Below are 11879 nucleotides of genomic sequence, written 5' to 3'. Positions count from 1 at the left end.
AGTTGGCTTTTAACCAATTGGTCGAAGGTTCGAATCCTTCACGACCCACCACTTTTCTGCAAGTGGCTAAAGAAGTAGAAAGCAATACTAGATGGGTCGTTAGCTCAGTCGGTAGAGCAGTTGGCTTTTAACCAATTGGTCGAAGGTTCGAATCCTTCACGACCCACCACTTCTAGAACAATCGCTATATCTCCCCTGTATAAAGTCAAAAACACTCAGTTAGTGAAATACATAAGTTAGCCTAATTGCGTTTGTTATCGAGCATGCAGTTGACGTTGCTCTATCTAGCACATTGATTGAAAGGTTCGAGCCCTCTAAGACACACCACTTCTAGAACAATCGCTATATCTCTCTTGAATAAAGTCAAAAAAATTCGTTAGCGAAAATACATTACTCAGAACAGCCGCATTTGTTATTGAGCATGCAGTTGGCTTTGCCCTATCTAGCATATTGATCGAGGCGCGTACTTTTAAGAATTGAGCGTTTCTTAATCTCTTTCATATGTTTTCTCTGTTCTTCTATTCATACTTTGTCAAAAACTGTTCTTTATTCGTTTTAGCGTCTAATTACCCAATAGATCTAAGTCGAACTAATCAACGAGTATGCCATCGAGTTTCTTTCGCTAACTTGGTTCTCTTTTCGTGTTCACTGACTATCGTTTACCTGAAACATTATAAAGTAAACAGCGGTTCATATTCTTTTATGATGCAACGTCAGCATACAGGCGTTGATTAAACCCTTGTAGGAAAGGCACTCGAATAAATGGCATTCATTATGTTAACTGTTACTGTATTAATCTTATGTTGATTAATTGATTGGTTATCGAAATCTAGTTGATGTTTTAGGTGAGCAATTCTATTTTTATGCAGTTTTTACTGCTCTCAAGCTATACACGCTGGTATTTTGAAATATATTTTCGAGAATTAATCAGGTCATATCTAAGATGACACTAGCATTACAAAATTTTGACTAACGCTTTAGTTTTTCCTTGTTGTTATTTAACTCATTGATTCTATGTGTTTTATTGTTTTGTTTTGCGACAAGAACAATGGTGTTTAATTTTTTAAATATTATTCTATGAAAATTTATATATATGTTTGAGGGTAATGAAAAAACCGTAGTTAATTAACACATTGCTTCATTCTTTACTAATATTGTGTCGGTAAATGCGAATATGATTAATTAGTAAGTGGTGTTCTACCTTCGTCTGATAGACCTATTGCTAATGTTGTACAGATGTTAACTCGGTCATATTTTGTGTAGATAATAAAAATATCAGGGAGAAAGGGAATGAAACAAGCAAGGTTTACGTTAATAGGAGCTGCAACAATTGCAGCAATGAGTTTTGGTGTGGCAGCAGACACTGAATTTAAATTTGGTGGATATGTAAAAGCTGATGTGATGTTCAGTGATTATAGTAATGGAGCTCCAGGTTCGGGCAGTTTATCTAGACAGTTTTATGTTCCGGGCACTATTTATGGTGACGCTAGCAATGGGAAACAAGTTGTCGACTTCCAGGCAAGAGAATCACGGTTTAATTTTAAGACTTCAACTGATTTAGATGGGCATAAGCTAACTGGTTTTATTGAACTAGATTTTATGACTCATACAGATGGTAATGAGCGAGTATCTAATAGCTACTCACCTCGTATACGACAAGCATTTGTCAGTTTTGATAATTGGGCGGCAGGCCAAATGTGGACAACGTTCCAAAACCCAGGAGCACTGCCTGAAAATTTGGATTTTGTTGGTGCAGCTGATGGTACTCCCTTTGTTCGACAAACTATGGTTCGCTATACCAATGGTGGTTTTCAGTTCTCAGCAGAAAACCCTGAAACAACATTGAATACCTATAGAGATCCTTCTGGTGCACGAGTTACAAGTGGTAGCGGTATGGTGCCTGATTTTGTCGCTCGTTATAACATGAAAACTGAAAGTGGCATGGCCTTCACGTTTGCAGGTATTGCAAGGCAGCTAAATATTGAAATGAACAAAGATACGGCTACCCCTATCGATGCGACTGAGCTTGGTTACGGTGTGAGCTTTACCGGTGTTATCCCTGTAGGACAAGATGATATTAAGATGTCTGCAACCTATGGTGAAGGATTAGGTCGTTATATGGCACTAAACTACGTGAACGCTGGTGTACTAAACGCTAATGGTGATATTGAAACCATAGGTTCTTATGGTGGCTATATTTCTTACCGTCATTGGTGGAACGATAAGTGGAGAACCAGTATTACTGGTTCAGGCTTTAAAGCCGATAATAATGTTGATTTGAGCGGGAATAATGTCAATAAAGACTCTTATTCTGGTTATATCAATTTACTATATTCACCAGTAAAACCGTTAACAGTAGGTATTGAATATATGTACGCTAAAAACACTAAAGAAAATGGTGTTGACGGTGAGCTTAACCGAGTGATTTTCTCTATGAAGTACGTACTTTAGTAAGGTAGATAGTAAATACAATAAAAAAGGAGGCCTAAGCCTCCTTTTTTATAATCAATAATTTTTATGCCGCTGGCATTAAGTTATTGTCGCGAACGTATTGTTCAAATTCAGTGCAGCCACCAACATGGTCTTTATCAACGAAGATTTGTGGTACGGTTTCTACTGGCTTACCAACTGTTTTTTCTAAATCGGCTTTGCTGATCCCTTCAGCGTGAATGTCTACGTATTTGAATTTAAAATCATCACGTTTTTCAGTTAGTTGCTCTGCAACTTGAACCGCGCGTACACAATAAGGGCAACCTGGTCGACCGAAAATAACAACAAACATAATAGCTTCCTCAATTTTAGCTTGAGCACTTTATATCATAGCCTTTGCAATAGTTCTAATCGATATTAGAAGTCGCGCTAATCGTATTATTGATTTTTACTCAAAGTGTGACTTTTCTGTTTGATATCGACCTTGATAATCGAAGATTGTTTCCATTAACTCCCAACCCTTTTTGCCTTTTTTTAGTAGTATTAAATCAGGTTTTCTAAATAAAACATGATCATCCGCAAGCTGTTGCGGGGTTTTATACTTTTTGTGTTTTATACCTGGAGTGCGACTATGCGGGAAAATAAATAACGCAAAAACAGCGCGAATTTGTGCTGGAGTTTGCATTTTGAAGTAACGACAAAAATCATTGCCTTCGGTATCGATATAGCGCACGACTAAACGCTCAGCTTCTGGTTCAAGCAACATACTTTGGCATTTAAAAAGGTGATGATGCTTCTGCTGTAATACTTCTTTAAGGCGCTTATCTGGATCAACTAAAATTGCCTGACAGTGCTGACAGACTTTAGCGGCAATATCATTTTCTTCGCCGCAGTTAGGGCAAGCTTTAGAGCGGAATCTGAAGTCACACTGTTGCTTGCTGCCGTCAGTTTCAATCAGTGCTTGGCAGCGACGACCAAAATGCTCAATGATATCGCCATCATTATCAGTGAGCCCCCAAAATATATTGGCAAAATCGCACACGGGACAATGAACTTGTACTGGCTTACATTTGCTATTGGGCTTTGGTTGGCCAACCTCTGGATAAAACAGATCATAACCGTTGGCTGCATAATCAATTACAAGGCACTCAGCCTTATTTTTATCAATTCTTAATCCGCGGCCAACCATTTGCTGAAAAAGGCTCACGGAGGCTGTTGGGCGAAGTATAGCGATAAGATCAACGTGAGGCGCATCAAACCCTGTAGTAAGTACCGCAACATTGACTAAGAATTTAATTTTTTTAGCTTTAAAAGCATCAATAAGACTATCTCTGTCTTCTCGCGATGTTTTTGCTGTGATGAGCGCGACTTGCTCGCCAGCAAGCTTTGTGACGATTTCTTCAGCGTGTTTAACCGTTGCTGCAAAAATAATGATCCCTTGGCGGTGTTCGCCAAAGGCGATGAGCTGTTTAACAATCGCAGTAGTTGCTCGGCCGCAATGATTAAGAATGGAGTTAACCTCTTTTTCATTGTATTCACCCGTTGGTGAGGCGGTTAGTTCACTAAAATCATATTGTGCACTCAGGCCATCAAACATCTTTGGTTGGCTCAAAAAGCCTTGTTTAATCAGCGGGCGCATCGGTAGTTCAAATATGCAATTTTCAAACACGGGCTTTTCAGTATTGCCTATTTTTCCGTGGTAATGATGGCGATAGATCCAACCTAAATCGAGGCGGTAAGGAGTTGCTGTTAAGCCAAGTAATCGAATGTTGCTATTTTTTGAATGCAAATGGCTAAGGAGTTGTTGATATTGACTGTCTTTGTCAGGGCTAACACGGTGACATTCATCAATGATCACTAAGCTATAGGGTTCATCGAATTGACTTGGTTGTTTAACCGCGGATTGAATACTGGCAACAACTGTTTTACCTGCTGTTGATTTTTGATTAAGTCCCGCTGAATATATTTGGGCTTTTTCTGTTAGTAAGCCAACTTTCTCTGCATTTTGAGCAACGAGCTCTTTGACATGAGTTAATACTAAGACGCGGCCTTTGGCAATGCGTGCAAGCTCAGCAATGACAATGCTTTTTCCTGCACCCGTTGGCAATACGAGCACTGCGGAGTCAGTACTTTTTTTGAAATGGCTAACGGCAGCGTCAACCGATTGTTGTTGGTAATCTCTCAGTTGCACGGCAAGCAAACCTAACATAAATCAATTTTATAAACGAAATGATCCCATACTTATTGATATGATATAAGCGAAATATTAATTAATCTTTTTCTGATAATAACTGAATTAACAACAGGTATAAAAAAAGCCCCTTTAGAAGGGGCTAGGTGGTCAACCTTTGTCTGATAGAAAATCACTTATTCACTGCGATTGAGGCGACTCTCAATCAAGGTGTCAATCACAGCTGGATCTGCCAGTGTTGACGAGTCACCTAAGTTTGTGACTTCGTTCGCGGCAATTTTACGTAAGAAGCGACGCATAATCTTGCCTGAACGTGTCTTAGGTAAGCCGCCTGCCCATTGAATAAGATCTGGAGTGGCAAGCGCACCAATCTCTTTTCTAACCCATTGGCGTAGTTGTTGACGAAGTTCTTCAGTTTCTACGGTACCTTTTGTTAGCGTAACGTATGCGTAAATGCCTTGTCCTTTAATATCATGGGGATAACCAACAACAGCGGCTTCTGCAACTTGCTCATGAGCAACTAGAGCACTTTCTACTTCTGCTGTACCTAAACGGTGGCCTGATACGTTGATCACGTCATCAACACGGCCAGTGATCCAGTAATAACCATCTTCATCACGTTTAGCACCGTCACCAGTAAAATACATACCTCTAAAGGTTTTAAAATAGGTGAGTACAAATCTATCATGGTCGCCAAATACGGTACGCATTTGTCCCGGCCAAGAATCTAGTATTACCAAGTTACCTTCATTAGCGCCTTCAACGATGTTGCCCATGTTATCAACCAGTGCAGGCTGAACACCAAAGAATGGGCGAGTCGCTGAACCAGGCTTGGTATCAGTTGCGCCTGGAAGCGGACTAATCAAAATTCCACCAGTCTCTGTTTGCCACCAAGTATCAACGATCGGGCACTTTTCATGACCAATTACATCGTTATACCAGCGCCATGCTTCAGGGTTAATCGGTTCGCCTACAGATCCCATAATACGAAGTGAGCTACCATCAAAGCCGTCAAACTGCTCTTTACCTTCGGCCATTAATGCACGGATAAGTGTTGGAGCGGTATAAAGAATATTGACGTTATGACGATCAATCATTTCACCTAAGCGTGCAGGGCTTGGGTAATTAGGAACGCCTTCATGGATAAGGACCGTTGCGCCGTTAGCAAGCGGGCCGTAAACCATGTATGAGTGACCAGTAATCCAACCTACATCGGCTGTACACCAGTAAACTTCGTTTTCTTTGTAGTCAAATACATACTCGTGAGTCATGGCGGCATAAACCATATAACCACCAGTGGTATGTAAAACACCTTTAGGGTTGCCAGTTGAACCTGAGGTATAGAGTAAAAATAATGGATCTTCTGCGCCCATCTCTTCTGCAATACAGTGCTCAGAGGCGGTTTCCATTAGTGACTCCCACCAGATATCACGACCTTCGACCCAATTGATATCGCCGCCAGTGCGTTTCATCACGATGACTTTTTCAACGCAAGTGACATCAGGATGTGAAAGTGCTTCATCAATATTGGCTTTTAACGGAATAATGCGGCCGCCACGGACACCTTCATCAGCGGTAATCACGACTTTTGAGTTTCCGTCGATAACACGCGATGCAATTGAATCCGGTGAAAAGCCACCAAATACAACTGAGTGAATCGCACCAATACGAGCACAAGCTAGCATGGCTACAGCTGCTTCTGGCACCATAGGCATATAGATTGTTACGACTTCTCCGCGACGTACACCTTGGCTGCGTAGTGCGTTAGCAAATTTACACACTTCGGTATGAAGCTGACCATAAGTCAATGTGCGTTGATCTTTAGCGTCGTCGCCTTCCCAGATAATTGCCAGTTTGTCGGCATTGTTTTCTAAGTGTCTGTCTAAACAGTTAGCTGAAGCGTTGAGCGTGCCGTCATAAAACCACTTAATGAATAGATTGTGGTCATCGAAAGAGGTTTTCTTTACCTTAGTAAAAGGTTTAATCCAGTCGATACGGTTGCCGTGTTCTCTCCAGAAACCTTCAGGATTGACAATCGACTCCTGATACATTTTTTTATATTGTTCGTCGTTTACAAGTGCGTTTTCTGCGATTTCACTTGGAACTTTGTAGAGAGACTGCATGCTCATTGGGCTTCCCTTATCTAATAATGCGTAAGCTGAGTATGAATTGGGATAGGGGACTTTCTCTATTAGACCTTGGTCTAGTAATATATTTCCCTTATTTTTTAGTTGGTTGTAATTTCAATTCGGCTGGATTTCATAACATTTTTACCGCAAAATAGTTTAAAAAAAAGAGAACCCTATGAATTTAACTGTTTTGGTTGGCACCATAGCCATCGTTTATGTATTGCTTTTATTCCTTATCGCCTGGGGTGCTGAGCGTTGGTTTAGTGGCATAACTAAGCGCATGCAGACTTGGATTTACGGTTTAAGTTTGGCTGTGTATTGTTCATCATGGAGCTTTCTCGGTACCGTTGGTCAGTCAGCACAAGATCTTTGGTCCTTTTTACCGATTTTCATTGGTCCGATAGTGATATTTACGTTTGGTTTTGGCCTATTACGTAAAATGGTCATTGTTTCCAAAGCACAAAATATCACCTCAGTGGCGGACTTTATTGCTGCACGCTACGGCAAATCACAACTACTCGCAGCCATCGTTACCCTTATTGCTCTATTTGGCATCATGCCGTATATCGCATTACAGCTAAAAGCTATGGTGTTTAGCCTTAATTTATTTCAACCGGACGGTGCTTTATTTGATGGCGCTAAAGTCTCACTCATCATTACCGCCATATTAGCGGTTTTCGCAATATTATTTGGCACGCGTAAGCTCGATGCTACTGAGCACAACCCTGGGATGATGTTAGCCATTGCATTCGAATCTTTGGTTAAGTTAGGTGCTTTTTTACTCGTAGGTATTGTTATTAGCTTTGGCGTATTTGATGGCTTTGGTGATATTTGGCAACAAGCGTCAGAAGGGGATTTAATAAACAATCCTAATCTGCGTATTGAATCTTTAATGCCGGAATTACTTGTTGGTATGGCGGCCTTTTTGTGTATGCCGAGGCAGTTCCACGTGATGATGGTGGAATGTGAAAATGAAAACACCATCTTAAAAGCGCGTTGGTTATTTCCTCTGTATTTATTACTTTTCGGTATGTTTGTTGCGCCGCTTGCTCTAGCTGGCAAATTGTTACTAGGTGATGCAGTGGCAGCTGATACTTATGTGATTAATTTGCCTTTGGCATTAGATCAGCCTTGGCTAGCCGTTGTTGCACTGTTAGGTACCTTGTCTGCTGCTACCGGTATGGTCATTGTTGCTGTTGTTACTATTAGCGTAATGGTGAGTAATGAGTGGTTAGTGCCATTAATGCTGCGAACTGGGCAAATAAAAGCGCGTAATTTCAGTCAGTTTTCACAACTTTTATTAAATGCGCGGCGCTTAGCAATCATATTAATACTCGGTTTAGGATATTTCAGTTATCTATCCTTTATGGATAATGACTCGCTGTCATCTTTAGGCATGTTATCTTTTGGCGCATTTGCCCAACTTGCACCAGCGTTAATTGGTGGTATGTATTGGAAGCATGGTAACCGCAGTGGAGTATTTCTTGGGCTGTCTGTTGGCTTTGGTAGCTGGTGTTATATCCTGCTACAGGGGGCAGTTAACTCCCCAGCTATTGTAACCACTGAATTTGGCCTATTAGATTCTATTACGCCTAATGTTCGCGACATTCTTATTGCCTTATTGGCAAACTGCGCCTGTTATATGCTGGGTTCAGTGTGGTTTCGAGCGGGTGTCGTGGAGAGAATGCAGGCCAGTGCTTTTGTTACACCTGGTGCGTTGAAAAAAGATACCAACCGTAAAACTGCACCAGTTTCTCAGCAAGATTTGTTGATATTGGCGAGTCGGTTTGTGAGCCCTACACGTGCTTATGAAAGTTTTTCAGCCTTTTCAGAAGATGCGGTTAAAAGTGATAGCTGGCATAAAGCTGCACCACCGGAGCTTATCGCTCATACCGAACATATGTTAGCTGGTGTGTTAGGTGCATCGAGTGCTTCATTAGTATTGGACTCAGTTCTTCAAGGGCGAGATTTAGCGCTGGATGAGGTGTTTAGTTTGGTTGATGAGGCATCATCAAAAATTATTCTAAGCCAAGATATGTTACGTGGTGCAATTGAACATGCTTATGAAGGTATGAGCGTTGTTGATAACGACTTGAATTTAGTCGCTTGGAACTACAGGTATGCAGAGCTTTATGATTACCCTGATCAGTTTTTGCAAGCTGGAATGCCCATTAGCGATGTGGTGCGTTTTAATGCAGAGAGGGGCTATTGCGGTGAAGGTGACATCGATTCGCAAGTAGAAAAGCGTGTTCAGCATATGCGTAACGGCACCCCCCATGTATCAGAACGGCAACGTCGAGATGGTAAGGTAATTAAAATTCAAGGAAATCCAATGCCTGATGGTGGCTTTGTAATGACCTTTACTGATATCACTCAATACCGTTTGCAAGCAAAAGCACTGCAAGAAGCGAATGAAACACTTGAAGCGAGAGTGCAAGAACGTACATATGAGTTATCTTTGCTTAATAGTCAGTTGTTAGAGGCAAAAGCGCAAGAAGAGATGGCGAATGCATCTAAAAGTCGTTTCCTGGCGGCAGTCGGCCATGATCTTATGCAGCCTCTGAATGCCGCGAGACTATTTACAGCATCGTTGTCGCAATATCCAAATCTTGACCAAGAGGGGAAAACGACACTTAACCATGTTAATAGCTCCCTTAAAATTGCTGGTGAGCTGTTAACGGACTTGCTTGATATTTCAAAGCTTGATTCGGGCATGGTTGATGTTAATCGACGCGATTTTTCTATTGCGGATTTAATCGATGGCCTAGCTGTAGAGTTTGATGCAATGTCTAAAGATTGCTCAATCAAATTTAGTTGCATTTCAAGTTCAGCCACCATCAACTCAGATCCTAGCTTATTGCGCCGAGTCCTTCAAAACTTCTTAACTAATGCCTATCGCTACGCTAAAGGTAATCGAGTGCTGCTGGGATGTCGGCGCAGAGGCGCTGAACTTGAAATTCAAGTGATAGACACTGGTTGTGGTATTGATGAAAGTGAAACTTCAGAAATTTTTAAAGAGTTTAAGCGTTTAGATAACCCAGAAAGTAAGAGTGTTAATGGATTAGGGCTAGGGTTGGCAATTGCAGATCGTATAAGCCGAGTGCTCTCACATGAGATAAGTGTGAGCTCTGAGCTGGGCAAAGGCTCAGTGTTCTCAATCAGAGTTCCTATTGGGGTTAAAGTCAGCACGCCTAAAGTGAAGAAAGCTCCCTCATTACTGCAACCATTAGCAGGTGTGAAAGTACTTTGTATTGATAACGAGGAAGCGATTCTAGCGGGCTTAGAAAGTTTGCTGAGTCGTTGGCAATGTGAAGTGGTTTGTGCAAAGGATTTAGCCGATGCACGCATTAAACTTGGGCTTAAAGGCGTCGCTCCAGATATTGTTCTCGCAGATTATCATTTAGACGATGGTCAAAATGGCGTTGATGCAATGGATGGGATCCGTAGCTTATATGGTGAACAACTACCAGGGATCCTTATTACCGCTAACACGCGAAAAGACTTAATTGATGATATGCATAAAAGGGGATATCACTATATGGCGAAAATGGTAAAGCCTGCTGCATTAAGAGCACTTATATCGAGTTTGGTGAAAAAATCTTAACTTACCAATTTTGTGCTAGTGAAGTCTGTACTCGCATTAAAGTCGTTTAGTTCAGATAAAAAGAAAAGGTACGCCATTGGCGTACCTTTTTTGTTTGTTATTTAGTCTTAAAGGTTTTAATAAAGCTAGTCATGATTATTCTATTTTTACAGGGGTTAGGCCTTTGTCTCTGGATTCAACAGCCGTTTCTAAGTCAAAACCTCCTGTTTTCCAGCTCTGAGCCTCTTCAGGATTGAAAGATTGATTTTTCCAACTTTGGGCATTTTCTAAATTAAATCCAGCTTTGGACCAAGAGCTTGATTGTTTTGCATCAAAACCTGCACCATTCCACGCTTGAGCTTGCTCAGCATTGAATCCAATCTCTTTCCAGGCGGCAATATCTCTTTCAGACATACCTTTCCAGGTTGCAGGTGCCGAGGCGCAGGCACTGAGGGTTAAAACAATCATAATCAAACCGAGTTTTTTCATGTCACTTCCTTGGTTGTAAGTAGTCAGTTTTGCTTATCTTATCCACGGAAAATACTGTGGTGCAGCACGAGACAATGCACGATTGGCTGAGTTGAAATATAGAACCTACTATTGAAGATAGTCGCTGAATTTTATCTCGACAAGTTATTGCTTAGAATGAAGTAAACACAATACTCGCCGGAATAGCTTGCATCTGTGTAGGCAAATGGAATGTCGTAAGCGGTGGTGGTATTGAGAATCGATATTACAGATGTAATAGAGAGCTACTTTAACAAGATGAGCTTTTACTTTGATAAAGCAACGTCCAAAGGTCAGCATAAAAAACCGCAAGCTATGCTTAGTTGCGGTTTTCAGTATGGGCTAAACAAAGTGAATTAAATATCTACTTTATCCATTTCAAGTTGTTGTAAGGCTATCACTGCTTGAGTGCGGTTTCTCACACCAAGCTTTCTAAATATTGCAGTAGCATGGGCTTTAATCGTTGCTTCTGATACACCGAGATCATAAGCAATTTGCTTGTTTAACAGACCTTCGGCAAACATTTGCAGTACTTTGTATTGCTGAGGGGTGAGATCTGCCAGTTTACTTGCCATCTGGTTTGTCTCATCTTCATTGATCTCTTGTAGCTCAACACCTTGAGGCAACCAAACATCACCCATTAAGACTGCTTCTAGCGCTTCAGCTAAAGTTTCCATTGAAGATGATTTTGGAATAAAGCCTGAACTACCATAATGAATGGCGCGGCTTATGGTTAGACTGTCTTCGTGGGCAGAGATCACCACCACGGGTAAATCTTGAAAATGTGTTCTTAAATGGATCAAAGTTGAATAACCATGAGAGCCAGGCATTTGAAGGTCTAACAACACTGCATCGTATTCAATGTCATTATTTTCGATTAAGGCTTGTAGCGCATCAGCGCTATCAGCTTCAAACCATTGAGTATTAGTAAACTCAGACGAGAGTGCTTGTCTAAGCGCGTTCCGAAATAACGGGTGGTCATCTGCAATTATTATATTTAAATTTTCAGGCTTCATGGCTTTATAGGGTTGTTTTGGTT

At 41.1% G+C, this 11879-nt stretch carries 7 protein-coding genes and 1 tRNA gene; 3 read left to right on the top strand and 5 right to left on the bottom strand.

The window, feature by feature from the left end:
- The first annotated feature begins 93 nt into the window (after nucleotides 1-93).
- Together L2747_RS02335 and L2747_RS02330 are read left to right on the top strand one after the other, a co-directional pair.
- Nucleotides 94-169, top strand: a tRNA-Lys gene (locus L2747_RS02335).
- Nucleotides 170-1290: 1121 nt separating this feature from the next.
- Nucleotides 1291-2451 carry a DcaP family trimeric outer membrane transporter gene (locus L2747_RS02330; RefSeq protein ID WP_248997490.1) on the top strand — a complete coding sequence of 387 codons (1161 nt, stop codon included), beginning with the start codon at nucleotides 1291-1293 and terminating at the stop codon, nucleotides 2449-2451.
- 64 nt (nucleotides 2452-2515) lie between these two features.
- Here the strand turns inward: L2747_RS02330 and L2747_RS02325 are convergent, their stop codons facing one another.
- The 3 genes from L2747_RS02325 to acs all read right to left on the bottom strand — a co-directional run bounded on the left by L2747_RS02325 (nucleotide 2516) and on the right by acs (nucleotide 6750).
- A complete protein-coding gene (locus tag L2747_RS02325) occupies nucleotides 2516-2782 on the bottom strand; it encodes a GrxA family glutaredoxin (RefSeq protein ID WP_220780227.1) in 267 nt (88 codons plus the stop codon).
- Nucleotides 2783-2878: 96 nt separating this feature from the next.
- Entirely contained in the window at nucleotides 2879-4621 is a 1743-nt protein-coding gene (gene radD / locus L2747_RS02320) for a DNA repair helicase RadD (protein ID WP_487250652.1), read from the bottom strand.
- Nucleotides 4622-4797: 176 nt separating this feature from the next.
- Nucleotides 4798-6750: an acetate--CoA ligase gene (acs, locus tag L2747_RS02315; RefSeq protein ID WP_248997488.1), complete on the bottom strand. Its 1953-nt coding sequence runs from the start codon at nucleotides 6748-6750 to the stop codon at nucleotides 4798-4800.
- A 175-nt stretch (nucleotides 6751-6925) separates the two neighbouring features.
- Here acs and L2747_RS02310 point away from each other — a divergent pair, with 175 nt between their 5' ends.
- Nucleotides 6926-10354 carry a PAS domain-containing hybrid sensor histidine kinase/response regulator gene (locus L2747_RS02310; RefSeq protein ID WP_248997487.1) on the top strand — a complete coding sequence of 1143 codons (3429 nt, stop codon included), beginning with the start codon at nucleotides 6926-6928 and terminating at the stop codon, nucleotides 10352-10354.
- A 135-nt stretch (nucleotides 10355-10489) separates the two neighbouring features.
- On the opposite strand, the gene L2747_RS02305 is transcribed toward L2747_RS02310, so the two are convergent.
- Nucleotides 10490-10822, bottom strand: a complete 333-nt coding sequence (locus L2747_RS02305; RefSeq protein ID WP_248997486.1) for a hypothetical protein — start codon at nucleotides 10820-10822, stop codon at nucleotides 10490-10492.
- A gap of 374 nt (nucleotides 10823-11196) precedes the next feature.
- On the bottom strand, nucleotides 11197-11856 hold the full coding sequence (locus L2747_RS02300; RefSeq protein ID WP_248997504.1) for a response regulator transcription factor: 660 nt from the start codon (nucleotides 11854-11856) through the stop codon (nucleotides 11197-11199).
- Nucleotides 11857-11879: the final 23 nt, after the last annotated feature.

The sequence above is a fragment of the Shewanella marinintestina genome (genome assembly GCF_023283845.1).
GTDB lineage: Bacteria > Pseudomonadota > Gammaproteobacteria > Enterobacterales > Shewanellaceae > Shewanella > Shewanella marinintestina.
Note: the sequence above shows the minus strand (reverse complement) of the source record. Positions and strands in the feature narration are given on the sequence as shown.